The 25,406-nt window shown below is 44.5% G+C and carries 21 protein-coding genes; 16 read left to right on the top strand and 5 right to left on the bottom strand.

Annotated elements, in window-relative coordinates:
• Nucleotides 1–63 precede the first annotated feature (63 nt).
• From ACO0KZ_RS18455 to ACO0KZ_RS18475, 5 genes are all read left to right on the top strand, one after another.
• A complete protein-coding gene (locus tag ACO0KZ_RS18455; RefSeq protein ID WP_422997927.1) occupies nt 64–735 on the top strand; it encodes a glycerol-3-phosphate acyltransferase in 672 nt (223 codons plus the stop codon).
• 25 nt (nt 736–760) lie between these two features.
• Complete coding sequence (locus ACO0KZ_RS18460; RefSeq protein ID WP_422997929.1) at nt 761–2,422, top strand: aminotransferase class V-fold PLP-dependent enzyme; 1,662 nt, start codon at nt 761–763, stop codon at nt 2,420–2,422.
• 134 nt (nt 2,423–2,556) lie between these two features.
• Nucleotides 2,557–3,108 (top strand): cob(I)yrinic acid a,c-diamide adenosyltransferase, encoded by a 552-nt coding sequence (locus ACO0KZ_RS18465; protein ID WP_422997931.1) that lies wholly within the window; start codon nt 2,557–2,559, stop codon nt 3,106–3,108.
• Between the two features lie 69 nt (nt 3,109–3,177).
• The gene (locus ACO0KZ_RS18470) at nt 3,178–3,735 is read left to right on the top strand and encodes a DUF5946 family protein (protein ID WP_422997933.1); all 558 of its coding nucleotides are present in this window, start codon (nt 3,178–3,180) and stop codon (nt 3,733–3,735) included.
• A 20-nt stretch (nt 3,736–3,755) separates the two neighbouring features.
• A complete protein-coding gene (locus tag ACO0KZ_RS18475; protein WP_422997935.1) occupies nt 3,756–4,124 on the top strand; it encodes a bleomycin resistance family protein in 369 nt (122 codons plus the stop codon).
• Between the two features lie 73 nt (nt 4,125–4,197).
• On the opposite strand, the gene ACO0KZ_RS18480 is transcribed toward ACO0KZ_RS18475, so the two are convergent.
• Nucleotides 4,198–4,611, bottom strand: coding sequence for a response regulator (locus tag ACO0KZ_RS18480; protein WP_422997937.1), 414 nt, complete (start codon nt 4,609–4,611; stop codon nt 4,198–4,200).
• A 714-nt stretch (nt 4,612–5,325) separates the two neighbouring features.
• On the opposite strand from ACO0KZ_RS18480, the gene ACO0KZ_RS18485 reads away from it, so the two are divergent.
• The 10 genes from ACO0KZ_RS18485 to ACO0KZ_RS18530 all read left to right on the top strand — a co-directional run bounded on the left by ACO0KZ_RS18485 (nt 5,326) and on the right by ACO0KZ_RS18530 (nt 16,522).
• The gene (locus ACO0KZ_RS18485; RefSeq protein ID WP_422997939.1) at nt 5,326–6,450 is read left to right on the top strand and encodes a methyl-accepting chemotaxis protein; all 1,125 of its coding nucleotides are present in this window, start codon (nt 5,326–5,328) and stop codon (nt 6,448–6,450) included.
• Between the two features lie 44 nt (nt 6,451–6,494).
• The gene (locus tag ACO0KZ_RS18490; protein ID WP_422997941.1) at nt 6,495–6,863 is read left to right on the top strand and encodes a response regulator; all 369 of its coding nucleotides are present in this window, start codon (nt 6,495–6,497) and stop codon (nt 6,861–6,863) included.
• An 11-nt stretch (nt 6,864–6,874) separates the two neighbouring features.
• Nucleotides 6,875–7,156: an STAS domain-containing protein gene (locus tag ACO0KZ_RS18495; RefSeq protein WP_422997943.1), complete on the top strand. Its 282-nt coding sequence runs from the start codon at nt 6,875–6,877 to the stop codon at nt 7,154–7,156.
• A gap of 20 nt (nt 7,157–7,176) precedes the next feature.
• Nucleotides 7,177–9,369 (top strand): chemotaxis protein CheW, encoded by a 2,193-nt coding sequence (locus tag ACO0KZ_RS18500; protein WP_422997945.1) that lies wholly within the window; start codon nt 7,177–7,179, stop codon nt 9,367–9,369.
• Nucleotides 9,370–9,609: 240 nt separating this feature from the next.
• On the top strand, nt 9,610–9,954 hold the full coding sequence (locus tag ACO0KZ_RS18505; protein WP_422997947.1) for a hypothetical protein: 345 nt from the start codon (nt 9,610–9,612) through the stop codon (nt 9,952–9,954).
• A gap of 11 nt (nt 9,955–9,965) precedes the next feature.
• Nucleotides 9,966–10,538, top strand: a complete 573-nt coding sequence (locus ACO0KZ_RS18510; RefSeq protein ID WP_422997949.1) for a chemotaxis protein CheW — start codon at nt 9,966–9,968, stop codon at nt 10,536–10,538.
• 245 nt (nt 10,539–10,783) lie between these two features.
• Nucleotides 10,784–13,849 carry a methyl-accepting chemotaxis protein gene (locus ACO0KZ_RS18515; protein ID WP_422997951.1) on the top strand — a complete coding sequence of 1,022 codons (3,066 nt, stop codon included), beginning with the start codon at nt 10,784–10,786 and terminating at the stop codon, nt 13,847–13,849.
• Between the two features lie 41 nt (nt 13,850–13,890).
• Nucleotides 13,891–14,724, top strand: coding sequence for a CheR family methyltransferase (locus tag ACO0KZ_RS18520; protein WP_422997953.1), 834 nt, complete (start codon nt 13,891–13,893; stop codon nt 14,722–14,724).
• A 220-nt stretch (nt 14,725–14,944) separates the two neighbouring features.
• Nucleotides 14,945–15,436 carry a chemotaxis protein CheD gene (locus ACO0KZ_RS18525; RefSeq protein ID WP_422997955.1) on the top strand — a complete coding sequence of 164 codons (492 nt, stop codon included), beginning with the start codon at nt 14,945–14,947 and terminating at the stop codon, nt 15,434–15,436.
• Nucleotides 15,437–16,522, top strand: coding sequence for a protein-glutamate methylesterase/protein-glutamine glutaminase (locus ACO0KZ_RS18530; protein ID WP_422997957.1), 1,086 nt, complete (start codon nt 15,437–15,439; stop codon nt 16,520–16,522).
• 361 nt (nt 16,523–16,883) lie between these two features.
• Here the strand turns inward: ACO0KZ_RS18530 and ACO0KZ_RS18535 are convergent, their stop codons facing one another.
• Entirely contained in the window at nt 16,884–17,642 is a 759-nt protein-coding gene (locus tag ACO0KZ_RS18535; protein ID WP_422997959.1) for an Hpt domain-containing protein, read from the bottom strand.
• A gap of 186 nt (nt 17,643–17,828) precedes the next feature.
• On the bottom strand, nt 17,829–20,075 hold the full coding sequence (locus ACO0KZ_RS18540; RefSeq protein WP_422997961.1) for a methyl-accepting chemotaxis protein: 2,247 nt from the start codon (nt 20,073–20,075) through the stop codon (nt 17,829–17,831).
• A gap of 922 nt (nt 20,076–20,997) precedes the next feature.
• Here ACO0KZ_RS18540 and pssA point away from each other — a divergent pair.
• Entirely contained in the window at nt 20,998–22,359 is a 1,362-nt protein-coding gene (pssA, locus tag ACO0KZ_RS18545) for a CDP-diacylglycerol--serine O-phosphatidyltransferase (protein ID WP_422997963.1), read from the top strand.
• Nucleotides 22,360–22,377: 18 nt separating this feature from the next.
• On the opposite strand, the gene ACO0KZ_RS18550 is transcribed toward pssA, so the two are convergent.
• Together ACO0KZ_RS18550 and ACO0KZ_RS18555 are read right to left on the bottom strand one after the other, a co-directional pair.
• Nucleotides 22,378–23,277, bottom strand: a complete 900-nt coding sequence (locus ACO0KZ_RS18550; protein WP_422997965.1) for a dienelactone hydrolase family protein — start codon at nt 23,275–23,277, stop codon at nt 22,378–22,380.
• 156 nt (nt 23,278–23,433) lie between these two features.
• Nucleotides 23,434–25,386 (bottom strand): phytase, encoded by a 1,953-nt coding sequence (locus ACO0KZ_RS18555; protein WP_422997967.1) that lies wholly within the window; start codon nt 25,384–25,386, stop codon nt 23,434–23,436.
• Nucleotides 25,387–25,406 lie beyond the last annotated feature (20 nt).

Genomic DNA, 25,406 nt, shown 5'->3' on the forward strand with positions numbered 1-25,406 from the left:
CCTTCGGTCTTTTACTGCGTTTTCGTTAGCATAGTCAGATGTTTTTTCGTGCTCAAGTTCATTATGCTATTCCTCGCACTAATCATATCAACGTATTTGTTGGGATGCCTGAATGCCAGCTTTTATCTGGCCAAGTGGGTTGCACGGGTAGACATTCGTAAGGTCGGTAGTGGCAATGCGGGCAGTCGTAATCTATCGCGTAGTCTGGGTTTGCCTTTTGCCGCACTGGCCTTTATCTGGGATGGCGGGAAAGCTTTTCTCGCGGTTTATGGTGCGATCTGGTTTGTCTCTGACGGCACTACGCTCTCATTAATTTCGCCTTTACTTGCTTTGTGTGCAGTGATCGCCGGACATATCTGGCCTATTCAGTTGGCATGGCGCGGTGGCAAAGGTTTGGCTTGTTTGCTAGGCGGCTTGCTAAGTTTCGAGCCTGCTTTCTTTGGTCTTTGTTTGCTATTTTTCTTGATTATGTATTGTTTACTTCGATCGAGTTTTCGATGGCGTCAACCTGATGCTGCGGTATTCATCAGCGTGTTGTTTCTACCATTTCTATTTTTCCTTTATCAGGGTTTTTTCTGGCAATTTCTCTTTAGCGAGTTGCTAGTGCCATGTTTTTTGCTTGGCATAATTAGCGCGATGGTGTTAGTGGCGCACCGCCAAAACATAAGTGATGTTGTTATGCCATTTGTATTGGCGCCGATTCAAGATGTGGCGCACGATGATACGAAAGTTTGAACCCATTTTTTAGCAGGTGATACCGATGAAACAAGCTACGATGCAGTTTAAGATTGCCGATCAGTCCCATGAATTCGAACAGATACATCGTTTGAACTATCGCACCTTCGTAGAAGAGATTCCGCAGCATGCGGTGAATGCCGACCGTCGCTTGGTGGATAAATTTCACGATGAAAATACTTACTTCATTGCACTGCAAGGAGATACCTTGGTAGGCATGCTGACTTTACGGGCAGTGCGGCCTTTCTCCTTGGATAGCAAAGTGGATAATCTGGATCAGTATTTACCTTTAGCTGCGCCAGATGCCGTGCACAAAATTTGTGAAATTCGTCTGCTTGCTGTCGAACCAGCATATCGTCATACCAGTGTTTTTGCTAAGTTGTTTAACTTTGCTTTGGCGACTTGTTTGAAGCAGAAATTTACCTTGGCATTGGTATCAGCCACAGTCTTACAAGAAAAATTGTATGTCAACATGGGCTTTACACCTTTTGCTAATCTGGTTGGTAAGCCTGGTGCTATGTATCAGCCTATGTACTTGGTACTGGAATCTGCTTTGCGTATGCAACAACGTTTGCAACGCAGTCGTATGCTGCAGAATATCGACGCGCTTGTTCGAAATGAAGGACCAGCATTGACGAATTTGCCGGTTAGCTTTTTGCCTGGTCCTGTTGAGATTCATCCTGCCGTTCAAGCAGTTTTTGCCAACGCGCCAGTGTCACATCGTGCAGAGGCTTTTCTATCACTATTGTCGGACACCAAAGCTCGGCTCTGCCAACTCATGGGAAGCCGAGAGGTCGAAATATTTCTCGGCAGTGGCACTCTCGCTAATGATGTGGTTGCCGCACAAATTAGCAGATTGAAGCGTCGGGGACTTATATTGGTGAACGGTGAGTTCGGCGAGCGATTGTGCGATCACGCTCAACGTTTTGGTCTCGAATTCCATACTTTCCATGCCGAGTTTGGCGATAGCTTCTATTTGCCGGCATTACGTCAGGTTTTGATTCAACATAAACCAGATTGGCTATGGATGACGCATTGTGAAACCTCGAGTGGTATTTTGAATCCGCTCAAAGAGATTCAAATCCTATGCGATAGTTTGGGGATTAAACTCTGTGTCGATTGCACCAGCTCCGTCGCATGTGTATCAGTTGATGTCAGTGGAACCTACCTTGCTACGACGGTCAGTGGGAAAGCTATTGCGGCCTACCCGGGCTTGGCGATAGTGGCGTACTCGCATGAGGTGGAGCCCGATCGACAAATTCCTCGCTATCTGGATCTTGGTGTGTATCGAGCGAATGCGGGTATTCCTTATACACATTCTTCGAATTTGGTGGCGGCGTTGCGGCAAGCTTTGGCACAAATGTCACTGGCCCGTTTTGACGAAATTGCTCAAAACTCTGCGCGCTTGCGTACAAGTCTGCAAACCGCGGGTATTACTATCCTAAACCCGGTACGCCAAAGCTCGCCTGCGGTCTTAACTTTACAATTGCCCGATCACATCAGCTCAGTCACTTGCGGTGATGCAATGGCAGAACAGGGCTTTTTGCTCAGCTATCGCAGTGGCTACCTGATCAAGGGAAACCTATTGCAAATATGTCTGATGGGGTATACCGAGCCTTCGCAACAAGACGAACTAACAGCACGGTTAACGTCTTTTTTTCAACAAGCTGGAAAAATTGCGGCCTAGATTACCATTGCTACCGATAGTGGTATCAGCTTTACATCAAAATTTGAAGGTAGAATAATTACTTTCTATAGGTATGTGTGAATACTCACCTGCTATAGGTTTTATTTTCTTGCTACTGGATATGGGACAGATATATGGGCAATCGGCTTTCAAAAATCGCCACACGCACTGGCGATGCAGGTACGACGGGTTTAGGTGACGGTTCACGTATCGATAAAGATGCTTTGCGCGTGCACGCCATGGGTGATGTCGATGAGCTCAATTCGCATATAGGTGCTTTGATTTGCGAAGATATTCCTGAGGCAATGAAGCAAGAATTGTTTTCTATACAGCATGATTTGTTTGATATGGGCGGCGAATTGTGTATTCCTGGATACACTATGATTACGGAAGCACAAGTTTTGCGGTTAGACGCTTTACTCGCTAAATACAATGCCGATTTGCCACCATTAAAAGATTTTATCTTGCCAGGTGGCTCACGCGCGGCGTCGATGGCGCATGTTTGCCGTACTGTGTGTCGTCGCGCAGAACGCGCGATCGTCAGTGTTGGTAAGGCGGAAGAAATTAACGAAGCACCTCGTCAATATATGAATCGTCTATCAGATTTATTGTTTGTGTTATCACGAGTTCTGAATCGTTTTGGCGGTGGCAGCGATATCCTGTGGGAAAAAGAACGTCAACGCTAGTGTATTTTGGCTGCCTGTTTTATGATGAACATGAAGTCTCAATGTGCGTCATAGCAATGGAGGTGGAATATGCCAAAATGGGTAGAACAGGCAGCAAAGAATGATCTAGAGATACTGGAAGATGGCCAGTGCCAGCTTTGCGGTTCCGATACTTTGCATGGCATTACCGAATGCGTGAATGCCGCCGGTAAGATCACTCACAAGATTAGCCAGGAAAAAGGCATACAGCATATGACCATCTTCCTGTGTGTTGATGCACATGCTCTGCAGCATACGCAAATTCACGGACGCTGGAATAACCACTTTCATTTGACGCGCTTGCATTTGATTTTGCAGGATGGCGTGCGGTGGAATTATGATCTCACCACGGTGCTCAATGAAGTTTTGGATGATTACAAACGACATCATCCCGATGAAGCGACGATTGAGGCAGATGCTGATCACCGGCCAACCATCACGGTGATCGACGTCGATGCTAGTCAAGATGAGGAAGAATACGTCGCGCTGGTCTGGCAATGGGCGGAGCAGGTATACACGTCGTTTTCAGAGAGTCACGCAATTGCCAGCAAGTTAGCTGGACTATTTCAAGAAAAATGTATGAGTAATAGTGCTGAATTACCGGAGTAATATCGAGATGGGGAGAGACTATGTCTTTATCACTCTTGTTACGATGTGAGCATCTAGCCAAAACCCGTGAGTATTACCGTGACATCTTACATTTCGATGTTATCGACGGGAGCGCGTTGTCCTTAAGTGTGGTGAAGTTTGGCGCACTTATTATTTTTACTGAGCTGGATCTCTGGCAGCAAAATTTTCAGATGTCCGGCACTGTTTATATTAGAGTTCCTGACGTCGATCAATATTTTTCAGAAGTCAAGGATGCCGCCGAATTAGCTTGGACTTTGCAAGACACGCGCTACGGCACCAGAGAGTTTGCTGTGCGTGACTGTAATGGCTATTGTCTGGCGTTCATGCAAAATGAAAGCAACATTAAGTTCAAATACGTCGCCAAATAACAAGACATGTAGGAGTTGCGCCCCGATCTGACAATCACCCATTTTGGGATGTTAGATCAAATGTGGTTTTGTATCAGGTTCGATTAACTGCAGCGGCGTTTCGAACAATAAAACTTTCTCTAGCCTGATTCAAGGTCTCAATCACACTTGCGGTATTAAATGGCTTAACAATATAGCCGCTCGCGCCTAAATTTAATGCTTGGGTCACAATTTTTTCATCTTCAGCGCCAGTCACCATCAATATCATGGGCTGATGTGAAGAGGCTTTAATTTTTGCGAGTGCCTCTAATCCATTTAACTTTGGCATCATAACGTCGAGCAAAACTAGATCTGGGCGTAATTCCTCACACATTGCAGCACCTACTTCGCCGTCCATCGCTTCGCCGATAACTTCAAACTGTTGTCCTCGCAATATTATTTTCAACAATGCGCGCGTCATATCATAGTCATCAACAATGAGGACTTTTAATGTTGATTGTTCAGTCATTTTTCTCTCCGTGAATTCGCACCAAAAAAATGCTTATTTCCCTATACCTTTACAAGGCGACACATCGTCATATTTTGTCCTCTACTATACCACTAGACTTGATTTAGGTGGTTCGCCTCATGACTGTAAGTAATGCACAAACCGATAAACTTCTGGCATCATCTGCCCCATGGACACGAATTCCCCCGCACCTAAAGTTGAGCTCGGAATACTAAACCTCGATGAAACTAATATTTACGGGACATTTATTTACGTACCGCTGTAATAAATACCATTTTACCTTTGGAGTTTTGTGTTGAGTAAGCTCTTCATCTAGCTATTTCTGCATAATAGATGTCGCTTCTTTCCATTTACTTGGTCATTGATGAATGCGCTGATATGTTTTTTTATTTTCCATTTTTAAGTCGTGCTAAGCTTGATATAGTTATGACAGCTTTAGGCGAAACCTTAAACACGGTTATGAATTTGAATCTGAAGAAAGTACAACACATTTGCTGCTTTTTATAACAAACGAATTTGTAAGCATGCTAAGCTAATTCCCACGAGTAACTTTAAGCTCGAGGGTAACGACAAATCGCATTGCGCCGTCAGCATACCTAAATTTTTTTTGAGAACCAGGAAAAATAGAACATGGATTCAGCTGGAAAATTATCCAAGTTAGCGATTGCGGTCGGTAGGCTTAATTTTAAGTTGTTTGTACCTATCAGCTTAGTTGTGTTTGCAGCACTCCCTATTTTTTCCCAACCCGGACCTCTAGAGCTCGTTTCTTTTTTTGGCGTCATCGTTACCGTGCTTATTTGGCGGAGCGATTCTAGTCACAATCATCAATTACCTCGTAATTCAGCAACAGGAAATGAAGTTGAAATTGAGCCGGCTAAAGAAATCGTAGTTACACGTTATACGCCGAGTGATAAGGAAACAGATTTTTTTCAAGGCGTCCTGCCAATTTGGCAAAATCATGTTGTTTCTATCAAAGACAAAACAGAATCTGCGGTAGCCCAGCTTATAGAAAGTTTTAGCTCCATTATCAGTCAATTTGATGCGGCTGGATTTGCTGCGCAGAATGCAAATGTCGAATCGGCTAACCACACAACGACGATGAATTTATTAAATCTATGTCGCGACGAATTGCAACCCGTCATCGAGCAGCTGGAAACAATGATCACAAGCAAAAATGAGTTGCTCGAATCCATTGGTGGTTTAGTGTCGTCCATGGCTGACCTAAAAGATATGGCACATAATGTTGGGACGATTGCTGCGCAGACTAATCTACTCGCAATTAATGCTTCAATCGAGGCGGCAAGAGCAGGGATTCATGGACGTGGTTTTGCGGTTGTTGCGGGTGAGGTTCGCAGATTATCTTTGATTTCATCTGAGACGGGTCAGACTATTTCGGCGCATGTCAACAGCATCTCTATCTTGGTCAAAGAAACTCTAAAGACCGCAGAAAAAGCAAGTAATAAAGAGAGGGAAATCCTTTCACATTCTGAACATGTCGTTAAAACTGTATTGGGACATGTGCAAGATTTAGGTGATGCTGCCGAATTGATGCGTAGCCAAGGTGAAGTGATTCGAAATGATGTTGAAAACTTACTCATTACTTTGCAATATCAAGATAGGGTCAGTCAAATGCTAGACGTACTAAACCGCGATATAGCGAAGTTACTTCATGCTATTAATGAACACGAAGGCATTCCCTCAACTTCAGACTGGTTAAACGATTTAGAAAAATACTATACTATGGATGACCAACATTTAAACCATGCACAATCGCGTGGTAGCAGTAAGCAATCGAACAGTTCGTCGCAAACTTCAGATGCAGACATCACATTTTTTTAAACAAATAGAAGCCCATTTTTAAACATTAATTCGCGAGGTTAAACATGTCGAAAACTGTCATGGTAGTAGATGATTCAGCATCAGTAAGACAAGTTGTAGGCTTAGCTTTACGTGGTGCAGGTTATACAGTTATAGAAGGTGTTGACGGTGAAGACGCTTTGAGCAAACTCAAAGGTCAAAAAATCCATTTGATTATCTCGGATGTCAATATGCCAAAAATGGATGGCATTACCTTTGTTCAAGAGGTAAAGAAACTAGCCATGTATAAATTCACCCCTGTGATTATGTTAACCACAGAATCGCAGGAAGGGAAAAAATTACAAGGACAAGCGGCTGGCGCTAAAGCATGGGTCGTCAAGCCGTTTCAACCGGCACAGATGTTAGCAGCCGTGTCCAAACTAATACTGCCATAAGAGGTACTATCGTGAACTATCAGGCAATTGCTGGCGAGCTGACTATCTATACCGCAGCCGTTGAAAAGCAGCAGTTAAAGGAGTTTCTCGATACCGATGACGACTTAGAGGTCAATCTCTCGCAAGTTTCTGAGTTAGACAGTGCGGGACTGCAGGTGCTGATTTTATTAAAAAGAGAAGCTACACAGCGCAATAAGAAACTACGTTACTCCATGCATAGTAAAGCTGTCTTGGAGATCCTTGAAATGTGCAACATGACGGCAGCATTTGGTGATCAAGTCGTTTTGACCTAAAGATCAGCGGGAGATTTCATATGAGTTTTGAAGATGAGATGAAGGCGGCGCTAGATACATTCGTGATCGAAAGTCGCGAACTACTACAAGACATGGAAGATGGCTTGCTCGGTTTAGAACATGATAACAATCCTGATGACGCGATTGGTGCCATCTTTAGGGCTGCTCATACAATTAAAGGCTCTGCTGGCTTGTTCGGTTTAGATCATATCGTTCACTTCACGCATGTGGTTGAAAGCTTACTCGACATGCTGCGCAACGAAGAAATCGCGGTCTCGACTTCCTTAGTCGCCGTTCTCTTACCCTGCCGTGACCATATCGGTAGCCTGGTTGATGGAATTGCTGCTGGCAACATGGAGGAGAACGAAGAACAAAAAATCGCGGGTGCGAAATTACATGAGCAGTTACGTCATTTTATGAATGGCGGTGCTAGCAATCAACAATCTCAAGTGGTACCGTTGCAAGAGGATCATGTCACCCATGCGACAGGGGGCGGCATCGTTGATTCAGGCAATTGGTATTTGTCCTTGCGATTCAATCAAGACTGCTTGCGTAATGGTATGGATCCATTGTCCTTCATTCGCTACCTGAGTACACTCGGCGACGTCATCAACTTGATGACCGTTACTGATAATATCCCAGATATCGACCACATGGACGCTGAGAGCTGCTATCTCGGTTTTGAAGTGGTGTTGAAAAGTAGTGCCACTAAAGAAGCGATTGAAAATGTTTTTGAATTCGTGCGTGAAGGTAGCGTCATTCGCATCGTTCCACCGCGTAGCAAAATCGATGAATACATCGACATCATCAACAATCTCCCGAACGACGACGAATTACTCGGTGAGATCTTGATCAAGAGTGGTGTCTTAACCAAGCACGAATTAGATGAATGTCTTCGCTTACAGCAAAAGCGCCATCGTGAAACCAATGGACAAAATAAAGAAACCCCCATTGGCGAAATTCTCGTGCATCAAGAAATGCTGCAAGAGCCTATTCTCAATGCAGCCCTACATAAGCAACAGCAAGTCAAAGACACGAAGGCGCGAGAAAAACAAAATATCCGCGTTGATGCCGAGCGCCTAGATAAACTCATCGATCTTGTTGGTGAATTAGTCATCGCTGGTGCGGGCGCAAATTTGCGCGCAAGTAAATCCAACGATATCGCCTTGCTAGAAGCCACAGGCGAAGTGATGCGTTTGGTAGAGGAAGTTCGAGACAGCGCCTTACAATTACGTATGGTGCCGATAGGTACAACTTTTAGCCGATTCCAGCGTGTCGTGCGAGATGTCAGCATAGAGCTTGGTAAAGACATCATATTGGAAATATCCGGCGGTGATACCGAGGTGGATAAATCGGTGGTCGATAAGATTGGTGATCCACTCATGCATCTAGTTCGTAATTCTATGGATCATGGGATCGAATCTGCAGCAATTCGGGTCGCGCGTGGCAAACCTGCACAAGGTACATTACGGCTCAATGCTTACCATGAGTCTGGCAGTATCGTGATTGAAGTTAGTGACGATGGCGGCGGCTTAAATCGCGATAAAATTTTGGCGAAGGCGATAGAAAAAGGATTGGTAAGTCCCGGTGCCAATCTTAGCGACAAAGAAATCTACTCACTTATATTCGAACCTGGTTTTTCCACTGCTGATCAAGTTTCCAACTTGTCAGGGCGCGGGGTTGGTATGGACGTGGTGAAGCGTAACGTCACTTCATTGCGAGGAACGATAGACATTGACAGTGCGATAGGATTTGGTGCGACCATGCGGATACGCATGCCGCTAACCTTAGCCATCATCGATGGTTTCCTCGTTGGCGTCGGTGATTCATCCTTTGTGATCCCCCTCGACAATGTGATCGAGTGTTTAGAGTTACCGCGTGACAGCGGTGATAATGATTTCATGGATTTACGCGGCGAGGTCTTACCTTTTATACGATTGCGTAAACTGTACGACATTAGTGGCGATGCGCCAAGACGACAAAATATCGTTGTCGTCAGCTATGCCGGCAATAAGGCGGGCTTGGTGGTGGATCGATTGATGGGCGAGTTCCAAACCGTCATTAAACCGCTAGGAAAACTCTTTGCGCATTTACAAGGCATAGGTGGCTCAACCATCTTAGGTAGCGGTGAGGTAGCGTTAATTCTCAGTATAGGGAGTATGGTCCAACGTTATACCAAACAGGCACATCAGCAATTGCAGCTCAATCCCTGAAGCGGAATTCTTTCACCACCCAACATTACAAACAATAGTTGGCAACACGGTAGTTCTATGTGAGTTTAGTTTTGGTAAGTTTTGTGTGTCAAACGGTGCGTGCGACTCGTTAATAATTCACAGTTGAACGCGATTGCGGGTTTGAATCATCTGTAGGTGACTCATGACTGAAAAAGTATACATACTGAGAAGCACACCGCTGCTGTTCTGGGCCCGAAGTACCTTCGCAATCGTCAGTCTGTGCGCACTTCCGATTTGGTTCAAGAAATTGCTGCGGCATCACAAGAACAGTCGTCAGGTGTCGCTCAGATTAACATGGCGATGAATCAGATAAATCAAATCACGCGGACTAATGCGTCCTCGAGTGAGGAATTGGCCGCAACGGCGGAAGAAATGACCAGGCAGGCGGAACAATCGCTCGAATTGGTAAGTTTCTTTGAACTCGGACAGTGGGTCAAAAAGGAAATCTTTGCGCCATCGACACAAAGCCGGTCAATCAAATCGCCTAGTCTCACTACTACGAAACGAAACAAACCAATCTCGGGTGGTGGCGGTTTTGACGAAACCAAATTTGAACGATTTTAGGAGTGTAGACGATGGATGCAATCAGTACATCGGGAACTAGCAAAGAACTGACGACGACCACCAAGAGTCAGTTCCCCGAATCGGGACAATATTTGACCTTCGTGTTGGGTGGTGAGGTTTTTGCCTTAGGAATCTTGAATATTAAAGAGATCATTCAATATGGCGATCTCACCGAAGTCCCCATGATGCCCAACTTTATCCGTGGCGTGATTAATTTGCGTGGCCGCGTGGTTCCGGTCGTAGATTTGACTGCACGCTTCAATCGTGGCGTCACCAATATTTCACGACGAACCAGCATCGTAATTATCGAGTTAGAACAAGGTGATCAAGAAGATACCCAGAGCATTGGCATCGTCGTTGATGCGGTCAATGAAGTGATTGATATTGCGGGTACGGATATCGAACCGCCTCCATCATTCGGGGCAAAAATCCGACCTGATTTTATCAGTGGCATGGCCAAGAAAGACGGTCGCTTTGTGATTGTCCTTAATTTGGACCAGGTGCTATCGATTGATGAAATGCTAGCCCTCGGACAATCAATTCACGGTTTAGGTGGAATAAGGAGTGAGGAAGTCGAAAGTTAAAGATCACTCATTACGTTGCGGGAGCTCTAAGCAGGATCTAGGGAGCATCAAGCAAGTTGCATTACACCATCCAGTATAAATTAAGACCGCACAGAAGGTCGTCACAAGAAGAAAAGACAAGTTCCCTGTCAAAGCTCAGTCACCGTGCATTTTGAAATGTCCTTGCGAAAAATCAATATGCATTGTTTTGGTCTGGCCTGTCCAGGCGTATTAGTCATTACAATCAGTACTGAGGGAAGGCAGCTATGAAATCTATCATCAAATCCTTGAAGATGTGGCAGAAGTTTTCGATCGTTGGCGCTTTTGTGTTACTACTATTCGGTCTTCCATTTGCACTTTATCTAAAAACTGTCAACGCCGAAGTGACATTCGTGACGAGCGAAAGAATGGGATCAGAGAGCATTCCCTTTGCCGTCAAAACAATCTTATTCGCGCAAAAACATCGGGGCCTGCATTCTTCAGTTTTAAATGGCGCTAAAGAATTAGTCTCGGCGCGAAATCAGGCGGGTCAAGACCTCAGTAAGGCGCTTGAAACTTTACAGACAGAGCTTAAAAAACGCCCTACACTCGGTGTAGATAGTGCCGTCGCGCAAATTCACTCGCAATGGCAATCACTAATGACGAATCGTGACCAACTGAGTGCTGCCGACAGTTTTGCCAAGCATACCGAGTTGGTTAAAGAGATCTTACTATTGGTAGATAAAATTGCTGACAATAGTGGACTGACATTTAGTCCTGATGCTGCCAGTTATTTCTTAATGCTGATGACCACTGACACCATTCTGAATTTGAATGAAAATGTCGCTGTCGCACGTGGTTTAGGTACGGCCATGCTAGCTAGAAAATCGATTAGCACACAAGAAAAAGCCGCTTTAATTGGGCGCCAGTCGCAAATAAAAATCAGTGTTGATAAGAATCGAGCCATTTTAAATAAGCTAGTTGCCATCAATTCAGGCTATGGCGACTACGTAGGTAAGCTAAGGTCTCAAGAGTTAAAAATTACTGCCGCACTTGAGTTAATGTCTGAGACGCTGATCGACGCTGAAAAGCTCACATACCCTGCATCTGATTTTTTCCAAAAACTCACTGAGGTCATTGACGGGAATGTCGAATTGGAGCTCAAGTTGGTTAATGAGCTAAATGATCGCACTGCGCAATTGGTTGAAGAAAGTAGCAAGGCGAGGGTTAAAACCGTAGGCGCATGTTTATTTCTACTTTTCATCGTCGCATATCTGATGGTCTATATGATACGTGTCGTTATTCGTCAGATTGGCAATGAACCGGCCATTGTCGCTGAGTTCGCCAATCAAGTTTCACGCGGCAATTTGCAGGCCGAAATTCAATTGCATGACAAAGATGATTCTAGTATCGCTTCTGCACTCAGCATGATGGTGGATAACATACGACATCGAATACTAGAAAGTGAAAAGGCTGCTAGCGAAACTTTACGCATCAAAATAGCCCTAGATAATTCGGCAACCAAGGTCATGATCGTCGATCCAGACCGAGCGATTATTTATATGAACAAATCCGTCCAAGCGATGTTTTCCAAGGCTGAGTCAGCGATCAAAACCCAGCTACCAAATTTCAACGCAAGCACGCTGTTGAATTCGAAAATCGCGCAAATCCATCCGCAGCCGGATCACTTGGAACAATTGTTAGTTGCATTAAGCTCCAGCCAACAAACTCAATTCAAACTCGGTGGACGCAGCTTCACTTTTGCCGCTAACCCAGTGATCAACGAACAAGGGCAGCGTTTGGGAAGCGTGGTTGAATGGGAAGATATTACAGAGCAACTCTCAGCGCTAGAAGCTGAACAAAAGTTGGCCGCTGAAAATTTACGAATCAAGATTGCCTTAGATGGCAGCGCAACCAATGTCATGATCGCAGATAACGAACGGAACATCATTTATGCCAACCGTTCGGTCATAGACATGCTGCGAAATGCCGAAGAAGATATTAAGAAATCGCTACCCAATTTTTCTGCTGGCGGTCTGGTAGGTTCCAATATCGATCAATTCCATAAAGATCCATCGCATCAAAGGAGCTTACTCTCCAGCTTCACTGCGACACATAAGGCACAAATCAAGATCGGCGTTAGAACATTTGCTTTATCGGCTAACCCTGTTATCAATGAACGCGGCGAACGCTTGGGCAGTGTGGTCGAATGGCTGGATAGAACTGACGAAGTCGCGGTAGAGAATGAGATTGAAAAAATTGTCGAAAACGCCGTCTCAGGTAATTTCACGACGCGCTTGGATGAACAGGGAAAGACCGGATTTTTCGCGAAGTTAAGTCGAGATTTTAATCGCCTGATGCATACTAGCGATGATGGCCTCAATGAGGTTTTACGAGTGCTTGCGGCCTTAGCCCAAGGCGACTTAACGCAGACCATCAATAAGGACTATCAAGGTACTTTTGGGGCACTCAAAGTTGCCAGCAACGAGACTGTCAATAAGTTATCACAGATTGTTGGCGATGTAATAACGGCAACGGATGCGTTGTCGAATGCCTCTGAACAAGTCAGTGCCACTTCGCAAGCACTATCACAAGCAGCGAGCGAACAAGCGGGCAGTGTCGAGGAGACTAGCGCAAGTATCGAGCAAATGGCCGCAGGTATTAATCAAAATGCAGAGAACGCCAAGATTACCGATGGGATAGCTGCAAAAGCCTCAAGAGAAGCCATTGAAGGTGGAGAGGCGGTCAAGCAAACCGTAGAGGCTATGAAAGAAATTGCTTCGAAAATAGGCATCATTGACGACATCGCCTATCAAACCAATATGCTCGCTCTGAATGCCGCAATCGAAGCGGCGCGCGCAGGTGAGCATGGGAAAGGATTTGCAGTGGTCGCTGCAGAGGTTCGAAAACTGGCGGAACGAAGTCAGGTCGCAGCCAAAGAAATTAGCGATCTCGCCAGTGGCAGTGTCAAGACAGCAGAGCGAGCTGGCAATTTGATCGATGAGATTGTCCCCGGTATTAGCAAGACGTCTGATCTGGTACAAGAGATTGCAGCAGCATCACAAGAACAATCTGCTGGCGTGGGGCAGATTAATTCCGCGATGAATCAAATGAATCAAATTACACAACAGAATGCTTCTTCGAGCGAGCAGTTGGCAGCTACTGCGGAGGAAATGACTGGTCAGGCTGAACAATTAATGGCCTTGATTGAATTTTTCCGGATTGAACAATCTTCGATTGGCTCGGCAAGGCAGCTGACATCAAGCAATGCTGTCGGTAAAACAAAGTTTGTTAAGAATCAAAAACGCATCGATGATATCGGTCTCAGCGACGCAAAATTTGAACGATTTTGAGCTATATTGATATTTTGAATCCGCAACTTGGAAGCCCATTTATGAGTAGCACACCAATCCGCGCCACCGCACCTGTGCAATTGCAAAAAAACGAATTCGAATGGATTTCGCGTTTTTTGTATGAACGCACAGGTATTGCACTCAATGACGGTAAACAAGCCTTAGTGATGGGGCGTTTGGATAAGCGATTACGCAGCCGTGGATTGAATAGTTATGGCGATTATTTCGCGCTCTTGGGACGACCTGGTTATGATGACGAAACCACCGCAGCGATTGATCTGTTGACCACCAACGAAACTTATTTCTTTCGCGAACCGAAACACTTTGAATTTTTGGAGAAGGTGGTCTTTCCCAAATACGCTAAGCAGAGACAAATTCGGATTTGGAGCGCTGCGAGTTCAAGTGGAGAAGAAGCGTACACGATCGCGATGACCTTGGCTGATTCGTTCGCATCCGATAACTGGGAGGTCATTGGTACCGATATCTCGACGAGAGTTTTGGAAAAAGCCAGTCGCGGTCTTTATCCTATGCTGGCCGCTGAAAAAATTCCAAGAGCTATGTTAAAGAAATATTGTCTCAAAGGTCTTGAGGAATTTGAGGATTTCTTTTTGATGGATGCAGTTATTCGAAAACGGGTGCATTTTAGTACCGCAAACTTAATAGAACAATTACCAGATCTTGGTCTCTTCGAAGTCATTTTTTTACGTAACGTCATGATCTATTTTGATCGTGATACGAAGAAAAAACTCGTACAAAAAATAGTGGAAAAATTAAAACCAGGCGGCTATTTCATCATCAGTCACTCCGAAACTTTGAACGGTTTAGATTCACCACTTGAGCTGGTTGCCCCATCGGTGTATCAAAAAGCTAGCTAAGACTGAAAACCTCGATTCTCCCTAGTTTTTGTCGATATTGTCCATGTGTTGACCTCCGACTTTATATAGCGCGGTTTTGGCGTCGAAAAGTGACGAATTTGTTTATATTGCGCATCAAATTAAGATGCAATCTGCGGTAATGCGTTAGCATAATAAATAATTGCATTACAGTAAAATTCGATCTCTTTGTCGAATCCAAATGTGAAGTGAGCAGCGAAAAATGAGTGAACCAGGTTTTTACATTGATATTTTCTTACAGCCAGGTGAGTTCTATTTTGGTGATAGAGAGACTCGCATTCGAACTATTTTGGGCTCCTGTGTGTCTATCACAATGTGGCATCCAAAAAAACATATCGGGGGTATGTGTCACTACATGCTACCCAAAAATAAGCGCCCTGGGCATCACAACGAGCTTGATGGGAAATACGCCGAAGATACCATGCATCTGTTTTTACAAGAGATCAAAAAATCACACACTTCTGCGCATGACTATGAAGTCAAAATTTTTGGAGGCGGCAATCAGTTTCCGGGGCAAGACAAACGGGTATTTTCTGTCTCGGAACAAAATGTAGAGATCGGTCGCGATTTGCTCGAACACTATGGTTTCAAAATTAAATCAGAGCATCTTGGTGGTAACGGCCATAGAAACATTATGTTTGATCTATGGTCTGGGGATGTTTGGGTCAAGCATGTTGAGAAGGTGATGGAATAAATGAGTTCAAGAATCAAAGTCATGCTGGTTGATGATTCTGCGGTTGTCAGGCAAGTGCTAACAGCCTTGTTAGGTAAAGACAGCTCCATCGAAGTCATTGCGTCAGCGCCAGATCCCATTTTCGCCATGGATAAAATGAACTCTAATTGGCCTGATGTGATCGTGCTTGATGTGGAAATGCCGAGGATGGATGGGATTACTTTTTTAAAGCAAATCATGTCGATTCGCCCAACGCCAGTCATCATTTGCTCAACTTTAACTGAAAAGGGCGCAGCCACCTCGATGCAGGCATTAGCCGCGGGTGCCGTGGCGATTGTGACCAAACCTAAAGCTGGCTTAAAAAATTTTTTGGAGATCGATGCTGGTGATATTGTGCAGGCAGTCAAAGCCGCTGCTGGCGCTAACTTACGGCCTCTGCGCGGCATGGGTATCTCACCAATGGTGCCAGCAAAAATTAAAATTGATGAAGTGATGCCAGCGCTGAATGCCAGCCTAAACAGTGCAATGTCAGTCACAACAGATAAGTTAGTAGCGATTGGTACATCGACGGGGGGCACGCAAGCTTTAGAGACTGTGCTTACCAAGCTTTCTCGTACTGCTCCCGGTATCGTGATTGTGCAACATATGCCAGAGAAATTCACCGAGGCTTTTGCTGATCGCTTAAATAAAATTTGCGCGATGGAAGTGCTAGAAGCGAAAAATGGTGATCGCGTGATTCCAGGACGAGCTTTAGTGGCACCCGGTGGTCGCCACATGCAAGTGAAGCGCAGTGGTGCGCAATATCATGTCGAAATTTTAGATGCCCCACCAGTAAATCGGCATCGCCCTTCGGTGGATGTATTGTTCCGTTCTGTCGCCAAATGTGCAGGCAACAACGCCTTGGGTATTATCATGACAGGCATGGGTGATGATGGCGCTTTAGGGATGCGAGATATGCATGACGCTGGTGCAGAAACTATCGCTCAGGATGAAAAATCTTGTGTGGTCTATGGCATGCCAAAAGAAGCGGTAAAACTCGGCGCGGTTGATAAGGTCGTCCCGCTCAATACAATATCTAGTCTTATCGAAGCCTATGGAAAACGATGAAGTGACTTTAAATTAATGTTTAGTCGATACCTCGTATAGAAAATCTCTTTGCATAGTGGTCCATACCCGTTCTCGTAGCGATTCTTTTTTTCGGGCGTTTGTTCGATTAAATTTGAGTCAAAATTTTCTACATCCAAATCGTGTTACTGTTAAAAACAGTATTCAGTGGCTTTTTGTCGCAGCGCGTTTTTCCTTCCAGCGTTTTGAGCCGATTCCAGAATTTTTTTGATATTGGCGTAGTCAGATAGAACCTACGCCGATGCCAGAAATGACGACGTCAAACTTTCTTGATTCCTTGTTTGTCGATTGCTACCGCTACGCAAGATTTCATTCGTTAAGTAAGGTCGTCTTCCAGAGTCTATTAGTTTCTTTTGGTGGCGATCACTTGAGAAACACTGGCACGAAAGCCGCGTCTTAATTCGGCGTTTTTTCGTAGTACGAAATCGGGATGAACTTGATGATCTAAGTGGTCTGAAGTCGTCAATAAAATCGTTTTTGTTTTAGCCACTTTCGTACCTGATTTTTGCACTGCGGCGATTAAGGCAATACCGTTAAGACGAGGATTTTCAAGACTAGTGATTAATACATCAAATGGCTCCGCTAGCAAACGTCCTAATGCTGCATAGCCGTCCTGCATGAGCTCAATCCTGAATCCAAATTCAGTCAAAGTATCTCTCATTGCGCTCACGATCACATCTGAGGATTCGACAATCATTGCTGAATATGAATGTTTCGAAGCACTGCGACGAAGTTCATGTAAATTTGATTTGAGGTCGTCACCAGGTTCAAGTCTAGACGCATATACGAAACAAGCTTTACGCATAATGTCTACGTAAGACAACGCGACTTCAATGGTCATTTTTAATAAAAGGGGGCGTTCGATCAGATCTGTTAACAGGTCTTCCAGTGGATGGCAAATATCACTAATAAAGCTCATACCATGAGTGCCACCACTCCCTTTCAGAGAATGAACTTGACGAAAAAGATCGTGACATAGGTCCAGTTGAAACCCGCAACGTTCTAAGTTCAGCAGGGTCTGCTCGATATCGTCAATATAGCTTGGTAAATCGCGTAAATAGTTTTCACGCAATACGGCAAGCATCATTTTTACTTGGTCCATATCTGATCCACAGAGAATGCTTATAGTTGAACAGTAAAACTACAAATGCTGTTTTTGCTTTAATATCTTGCTATGGCTTTTAAGTCTAAAAGTGTTAAAGATATTGGGGAATTCAACTACATGCTGACCATAAAGCTTACCTCAGCTTTGTGTCGATGTCTCATCATTTCAATGCAATCCAATAAATTATAGAGACTTATAAACGCCGCAACCAATCACGATATCATCACTAATCTTTTCGATATAGGAAGTTTTCAATTCTATCCTTCCCAGAAGTGGGTTTTCAAAAGCATAATCGACCCACCCCCCTTTTTCAGGCAGAGCAAATGCATCTTCCACCAATTTACGCCCGTCGAGTCCGGTTACGTTGAACAAGTTGATTGAAAGTTTGCTCTCGTTACCTGCATAAGCTCGATACTGTCCTTGGCGATCGAATGCGAAAACATACATGTCACGATCTACGTAAATTTTTTCTGGGTCATCGGTAATTCTAGTCAGTAAATCCATTCCGTGTATAGCAAATAAGCTCTTTGCTTTGCGGACTAATGCGCTCGCCTCATCCGCCGTTCCTTGACGTAGTTTGAAGGCAGACACGACAGAAGTCAGTTTAGCTGCGCGTATTTCTAGTTCCGATGAAGCAAATTTAGCATTTTCTGCCATCTGACTGTTACTCTTGGTAATCTCATCGAGGTCGTGAATCGCTTCAGAAATACTGGCTAGGTTGTTACTTTGTTCGGTAGATGCGGTTGAAATGGCATTAATATCTTTGGCTAAATTTTGTATGCCACTGACGATTTTTGATAAGGTGTCATTGACGTCATAAATTTGTTCAACGCCTGTCTCAACCCGATTTACGGAGTCTTCAATTAATCGACGTATTTGCCTCGCAGCGTCAGCCGAGCGTTGTGCTAAGTTACGAACTTCTGTCGCGACGACAGCAAATCCTTTGCCATGTTCACCTGCATGAGATGCTTCCACGGCAGCGTTCAAAGCTAAGATATCGGTTTGAAAAGCAATCCTATCGATCATGCCAACAATCTCTTGAACTTTCACCGCGCTTGTATGAATTCCTTGCATTGTTACTACTGCACCGTGCATCGTATTACTGCTCGACTCGGCGATTTTACGGACATTGGATGCTAAATTATCGACCGAACTTGCATTAGCCGCATTCATCCTAACGGTTTCACTGAGCGTCCCCATACTCTGAGTTGTATCAAATAAGCTAGATGCTTGTTGCTCTGTTCGGATCGCCATGTCCTGGATCCCCTCTGATAATTCTTTGCCTAAATCAAGAACCATACTTGCATTTGTACGGACATTGGCAACCAAAGCAGATAAGTTGACGTTGGCTCTCTCAATTTCTACTGCAGTTTGTGCAAATTCGTCGCTACCTACAACTTTAACCGTCCTGGTTAGATCCCCTGATGCTATCGTCTTTGCTGCGAACTCTAAATTTCCTACTGCAAGCGTTACGCTTAAATAAAATCCCATCAATAGATATGCCGCGGCAACCATGCTTGCAATCAAGGTGAAAGCGATAAGGTAAGCATGACGGTTCAACTTTTGAACACGGTCCTTTAATAATAATTCAAGCAGAGATTGTGTTTGGTTCTCTAGCGATTGAATCTGTTCTAGGGCATGCGTCCTGAGCATATTCAAGTTGTCTAAATTGGGTTTTTGGTCTGCATCAAAATATTGTTTTTGAATTTGATTTAGAAATTCTTGGTTCGTCAGTACAGCATTTTTTTTTGACGGTATTCCCACAACATCGGCTCGTAGCAATGCAGCGTAAACATTGTCGCTATTTTGAATCGCGAGTTGTAGTCGGTCGTATAGAGAGGTGATTTGAGCAAATTTTGCGCGACTGATATTTTGCGGCTCTCCACTTTCTGCTGTTACTAAAGCGAGTTGCGATAGCGTCTCATGCCAGATGGGGAGCTTTTGCAAACTTAAATCCATTAATAGGTAAGTATCTGCCTCTGGGTCAAATAGCAAACCGCTTTTTTCGATCACTAATTCATTAAATGAGAACAGCTTCAATAAAACAGAATTCAATAAATCGATATCTGAGGAATTGAGGCCTTTTTTTTCTGATAGAACAAGCAGTTCGTCAGCAACTTTTTTCCAATTGACGCTTATATCCAAAGGATCATTTTTATTGATGATTTCGGTTTGTCGCTGAATATTTTTTCGTAGTAATTGCTGTGAGGTAGCCGTTTGGTTCGGACTATTTCTAGTCGCACGGATCTTCTGCAAATCATTGATTAAGTTGAAATTAACTTGAGCAAAAGTGACACCATACAGTTCATTCTTGGCCACCACATACTCAGTATTTTTTTTAGAGAGAAGTGCGGTGCCAAACAGCAAACCGATAAACAATATGCTTCCAAAGATCCCTAGGAGTTTCTTTTGCAGACTGAGCTTGCTCATTATCTGCATGCAGGGATACATGATTGAAACCAACATCGGATTGTTAAAAAAATGCATAGTATTGTCTTTCAATCGCATAGGTAAGAAACAGATCTTTGCATTCTTAGAGTCTCATGCCATCAGCGGTTTTTTTCGCAATTTTAAGATGATTAAATTCGTAACATTTTTTAGGCGCTCGCCAATCATACAAGTATTAGATTTGATTTTTCTATTGTTTTATGTGATTTGGATAAGCTGTTACATGTAATCGAGTCGACAAATCCGCTATTGGCATTTCCTCTCATGCCTCACACCATAATCCAATTATGAATTCTTTTTTTTTCGCGTTGCGCTTATTTCCCGATTTTCTGTTTATTGATGCATTAAGCCAACACTTTTTTGTATTAATCAAGCCACTATTCCTTCTAGCTCGAAATAGGGTAAGTATTATTGCCGAGCGCGTGTTTGGCCTACTCAAATTGCAATATTGGAGAGGAGGGAAGCAAGGTACTTTGATTTGAAATCTAAATACATGTAAGTGCATCGGCTACAAGGTCAAACCAGGCTTGGGAATTCAATGTGAATTTGAAAAATAGCATGAGAGCTATGCCTAAAGAATGGCGGTGAAGAAGATTCAGCTACCACTTTGATGGCACTTACCAAGAAAATGATTATGCAGGGCAAAATCACTAACAATTGACTGTGTCAATTTTTAAGGGCGTAGCTCTCCAAAGACACCGGTAATTAGCTCTATCACTCAATGGTCTCAGCACTGCATTGGGCTTGAACGCTTCCCCCATTTGAGTGCTAGCAGCCCCTTAACTTTTCTATAGAATTCAAACGCTTAAGCCGCAATAATTTTCTTTTTTTGTTGCCTCTCGATATAATCAAGGCCTTAATAGTTTTTCTGTTCTTCCCTAGGTTGAACTGAGCCAGCAAACAAATGCGCCTTTTTAAATCCAGTCCGAGATTGACTGAACTTCCGCAAATTCCGGTTCAAGCCGACGCAATTCGTATCTTAAATAGCGCCACACAGTTTAGACAAAGCTTGCTAGAGCAGATCGCTCAGGCAAAGCATAGAATCTATTTGTGTAGTTTGTATTTGCAGCATGACGAGGCTGGGCAAGTCGTATTGGATGCCCTCTATGCGGCTCAGCGCTTAAATCCTGCTTTGCAAATTCATGTGCTGGTCGACTGGCATCGCGCGCAACGCGGCTTGATTGGCGAGCAAAAAATACCGGGTAAAGTTGCGGGTAACGCGGCTTGGTATCAAGCTCAAAGCGCCGCCCATGGTGGTGTCATACCTATCTATGGCGTACCAGTGCAAACACGTGAGTTATTTGGCGTGTTTCATTTGAAGGGCTTTGTCATCGACGATACGGTGACTTACAGCGGCGCCAGTATTAATAACGTGTATTTGCAACAATTTGATAAATATCGCCACGATCGTTATTGGTTAATTGAAAATGCACGTTTGGCCAATAGCATGGTTGATTGGGTGCGGCGCCATGTCTTGTCATCAGCGGCAGTACATCGATTAGATGTCGCCGATATTCCAAGAACGAAAGATCTGCGAGTTGAAATGCGTGGATTGCGCGAACATCTAAAAGGGGTGACTTACGAATTGCCAGGTAACCAAAGTATTGAAGATACCCATAGCCTTTGTGTGACAAGTATTTCTGGACTCGGCAAAGATAATCTGTTGAATCGTAGCCTATGTCAGCTACTAGCGGCGGCACAGAAGCAGATTACGATATGTACACCTTATTTTAATTTCCCTCGCCCTGTGATGAGGGAGGTAAATCGTGCGCTCAAACGCGATGTGAAAGTCAACATTATCGTGGGCGATAAGACCGCCAACGACTTTTATATCCCGCCGCAACAGGCGTATAAAGCCATAGGGTGTTTGCCGTATTTGTACGAAGTTAACTTGCGTCGTTTTGTGAAAAAGCATCAGGCGGAAATTAGTAGCGCAGCATTGCAAGTACATCTATGGAAAGATGGCGACAATACTTACCATCTCAAAGGGGTATGGATCGATGACTTGTACACGCTGGTCACTGGGAATAATTTAAATCCACGCGCGTTCAGCCTTGATTTGGAAAATGCTTTGTTGTTTACTGACCCTAGTGGTGAGTTAACGGTGCAAAGACAAACGGAACTAAACAGTATCATGCAACATACGACAAGGCTGCAGCACTATCGTGATTTGGAAAGTCTGAAAGATTACCCGGATAAAGTACGACAATTGCTACAGCGCTTGAGTCGGGTACGCTTAGATCACCTCGCGTACCGCGTGTTATAGCGCCCGACGCACCGTGGCTTAGGCTAAGGTGCGTTTAAATAAATCAATCGTGCGAGTCCATGCTAACTTCGCAGCGGCCTGATCAAAGCGTGGTGTGGTGTCGTTATTGAAACCGTGTTCCACACCGTCATAAACAAAGCCTTGATACTTCACACCAGCCGCTTTTAAAGCCTCTTCATATTTAGGCCAGCCTGCAACCAAACGCTCGTCTTTGCTTGCGTGATGTACCAAAACTTCTGCTTTGATATTTGCCACGGAATCTAATGCCGGTGCACCGCCGTAAAAGGGGACAGCAGCAGCCAAGTCAGGGATTTTGGTCGCGAGCAAATTGGCAATCGCACCACCATAGCAAAAACCAACGACACCGACTTTGCCATTGCCACCAGCGATGGTTTTCAAGATGCCAGCAGCCGTGATGAAATCTTCACGTGTTTTTGCCTGATCCAATTTAGGGAACAATTCACGAGCTTTATCCTCAGTGCCTGGATAACCGCCCAACGGAAACAAGGCGTCAGGCGCAAAGGCGATGAAATCATCAAGCGCGACACGACGTGCTACATCTTCAATGTGCGGATTTAGTCCACGATTTTCATGCACGACTAATACGGTAGGAAGAGGGCCTTTGGCATTCGCAGGCTTTACTAAATAGCCACGTAAAGTGCCATAACCATTGGGTGATGGATATTCAACATAGCTGGCAACAATGCGTACATCGTCTGCTTTAACTTGTTGCGCCATAGCGAAATTAGGGCTCAAGGCTTGCAGTAAACCTTCAGCAGTCACTACGCCAGCGGCATATTTGCTCGCCGAACTCAAAAATCCACGACGGCTCAAACCGCCATGCACGTATTGATCAAATAGTTTTAGTACTTCTGGATGAAAATCATTCGCGGTTTTGCTGGGGAACTGCTGTGCCATTCTTGCTCTCCTCGTCGGTATTTGAATGTGTTGTTGGGCGCGATAAATCTTTAGAGAATCTTCTCGCGCCCATAACAATACACACAAAAGTCCAAACTTGCATGAGCTAAATTGTAATAACCAAATAAGTAAAGCCGCTTAGGTCTTCAGCCGACTCTAGTACGTAAGGCGGAGTGCACGTGCAATTTGTTTCCAGTCTATATACTTAAAATTCTGGGCGCCATCGGGTAAGTGCTTATGCCCATCTTGCACGATAAAGATACCGTCTTCGTAAGGCGCGCCAAAATTCGCCGAGCTAACTTCTATGCCATCGGTTTCTGAGCTGCCATCTATGCCGCGTGAAGTATTAAAGCCAATTCGAAATTTGCCGCGATAGGCAAATGGTGCTTGTGCATCATAAATCACATAGCTACTATCACCTTGGCTCGATACCAGCAGATAACTCGCTTGTTTGCCATGATACAGCGCCAGTCCTTCAACGTCTGCGTGTAAATGTTGGTCAACTTTGGCGATTAATTGTAGTGGTTTGTTGTCTGATGTATTAGTAGCGGCATCCGCATTTGCTAACCAAACACCGCGTTTTTCTTCACCGATAAATAGGCGTGCATTCTTGTCGTCCACTACGCAACCCTCTGGTTGTGTAGCAATCTTAAAGTGACGTAGTTGTGTGCCGACATAAGTGCCATTTTTTCTCTCGATGCGCCAGTGTTGCACCAGACCATCTTTGTCGTTGACGAAGGCTTCTAGACCACCTCGATTTGGTTGGTAAAGGCAAGTGCCATAAATTTTTTCCATACCGGTTGCGATGCGACTCGTTTCCTTGACCATGCCATTCGCGTCGATGTCAAAGACTACCAGACTATTGTCGTCACGTTGGGTCGAGATGGCGACATCGCTGTTGCTGTCCTGCCACTGAATATTTTGACGCACATCGACATTGTTCAAGCGACCAACTTCCAAGAGTTGGGTTTGCTTACCTTCTAAGTCGTAGACCAATAAGCCTTGTTTTTTATTCGTGCCAAGAACGCGGCTAAGTTTGCTGTCTTTGGGGTGACGCCAGATCGCAGGATCATCGGCAGCATCCCCCAGGCGACTCATTTCTTCGGTCTGTGCTTGGGGAATAAGAACTGGAATTACTTCGTCCTTTTGTTTCGACGACGAGTTCTTTGCCAGGCTCTTGGCGTTCAAAGCGAACCAGGATTTTTTATCGTCGTCGCGCAGGTAAAAGGTGATGGTCTTAGCGGTTTCGTGTGAGCGTAGTAAGCCTGCATGTTGCGGCCACGTCGCGTAGTTTTTCTTCGACAAATTTTCAGCGAGTTTCCATTCTTGTTGTGCTGCGCGTAGAACGCTAATACTTGTCCCAGCTTCATCCAGCACCGCGATACCACCACTAATTCCTTGAATAGTGTGTGCACCGGATAGTAAGCGACCATAAGGCTGACGCAATAGCACTGCTCTTCGTGCGACGCTGCTCTCCGATTGGGCGGAATAGGCCCATAAGCCAAAGTGCTCTTCGTTGATATACAGGGTTTCAGTTTGATCATCTACTTCACAGAATTTGACGTTAGCTGGCAGTGCCATATTTCGCACTAGGCGTGGTTTCGCCGCATCGAGTAACCACTGTTGTGCGTGGCCGTCTTTTGCGATAACAAACAAATGCGTAAGTTGTTGTGCGTCGCGGAACAGGCAGCTTGATTCTAGTGAACTAGAAGGTGCTGGCATTTCCATTGCCAGCCTTAGTTTTCCATCTTGAACCTGTATCGGCAATGCATGTTGCGTATCACTGTCAATTAAAACCGCCAGTGCATGATTATCATTTTCTCGCAGATCAAAATGTTTGGCACGCACTTTATACGAAGCACGCTCAAGGCCATCTGCCGTGAGCAAACGCAAGGCCTTTTTATCCAATACTAGCCAATCACCACTCCTCAAAGCGCGGAAATCCAATGAGGTTTGAATGAAATTGGGAAGTGCTTTTATCGCGTTTGGTGTCGGCTTTATTGTTTGTGCACTGCTTGCAGGTAATACCATCCCAGCTGATAGAAAAGTGAGCGCGATAATGCCAAGGCCGCGCCAGCATTTTGACTTAATTCTATTTTGATTTTGCATAAAAAATGTTCTTAAAAATA

It is taken from the genome of Undibacterium sp. Di24W, from assembly GCF_049340325.1.
Lineage (GTDB): Bacteria > Pseudomonadota > Gammaproteobacteria > Burkholderiales > Burkholderiaceae_D > Undibacterium.

What these genes read in the sequence shown, in the direction of transcription:
- ACO0KZ_RS18455 (WP_422997927.1), top strand. Translation starts at nt 64, where the DNA reads ATGCTATTCCTCGCACTAATCATATCAACGTATTTGTTGGGATGCCTG.
- ACO0KZ_RS18460 (WP_422997929.1), top strand. Translation starts at nt 761, where the DNA reads ATGAAACAAGCTACGATGCAGTTTAAGATTGCCGATCAGTCCCATGAA.
- ACO0KZ_RS18465 (WP_422997931.1), top strand. Translation starts at nt 2,557, where the DNA reads ATGGGCAATCGGCTTTCAAAAATCGCCACACGCACTGGCGATGCAGGT.
- ACO0KZ_RS18470 (WP_422997933.1), top strand. Translation starts at nt 3,178, where the DNA reads ATGCCAAAATGGGTAGAACAGGCAGCAAAGAATGATCTAGAGATACTG.
- ACO0KZ_RS18475 (WP_422997935.1), top strand. Translation starts at nt 3,756, where the DNA reads ATGTCTTTATCACTCTTGTTACGATGTGAGCATCTAGCCAAAACCCGT.
- ACO0KZ_RS18480 (WP_422997937.1), bottom strand. Translation starts at nt 4,611, where the DNA reads ATGACTGAACAATCAACATTAAAAGTCCTCATTGTTGATGACTATGAT.
- ACO0KZ_RS18490 (WP_422997941.1), top strand. Translation starts at nt 6,495, where the DNA reads ATGTCGAAAACTGTCATGGTAGTAGATGATTCAGCATCAGTAAGACAA.
- ACO0KZ_RS18500 (WP_422997945.1), top strand. Translation starts at nt 7,177, where the DNA reads ATGAGTTTTGAAGATGAGATGAAGGCGGCGCTAGATACATTCGTGATC.
- ACO0KZ_RS18510 (WP_422997949.1), top strand. Translation starts at nt 9,966, where the DNA reads ATGGATGCAATCAGTACATCGGGAACTAGCAAAGAACTGACGACGACC.
- ACO0KZ_RS18515 (WP_422997951.1), top strand. Translation starts at nt 10,784, where the DNA reads ATGAAATCTATCATCAAATCCTTGAAGATGTGGCAGAAGTTTTCGATC.
- ACO0KZ_RS18520 (WP_422997953.1), top strand. Translation starts at nt 13,891, where the DNA reads ATGAGTAGCACACCAATCCGCGCCACCGCACCTGTGCAATTGCAAAAA.
- ACO0KZ_RS18525 (WP_422997955.1), top strand. Translation starts at nt 14,945, where the DNA reads ATGAGTGAACCAGGTTTTTACATTGATATTTTCTTACAGCCAGGTGAG.
- ACO0KZ_RS18530 (WP_422997957.1), top strand. Translation starts at nt 15,437, where the DNA reads ATGAGTTCAAGAATCAAAGTCATGCTGGTTGATGATTCTGCGGTTGTC.
- ACO0KZ_RS18535 (WP_422997959.1), bottom strand. Translation starts at nt 17,642, where the DNA reads ATGGACCAAGTAAAAATGATGCTTGCCGTATTGCGTGAAAACTATTTA.
- ACO0KZ_RS18540 (WP_422997961.1), bottom strand. Translation starts at nt 20,075, where the DNA reads ATGAGCAAGCTCAGTCTGCAAAAGAAACTCCTAGGGATCTTTGGAAGC.
- pssA (WP_422997963.1), top strand. Translation starts at nt 20,998, where the DNA reads ATGCGCCTTTTTAAATCCAGTCCGAGATTGACTGAACTTCCGCAAATT.
- ACO0KZ_RS18550 (WP_422997965.1), bottom strand. Translation starts at nt 23,277, where the DNA reads ATGGCACAGCAGTTCCCCAGCAAAACCGCGAATGATTTTCATCCAGAA.
- ACO0KZ_RS18555 (WP_422997967.1), bottom strand. Translation starts at nt 25,386, where the DNA reads ATGCAAAATCAAAATAGAATTAAGTCAAAATGCTGGCGCGGCCTTGGC.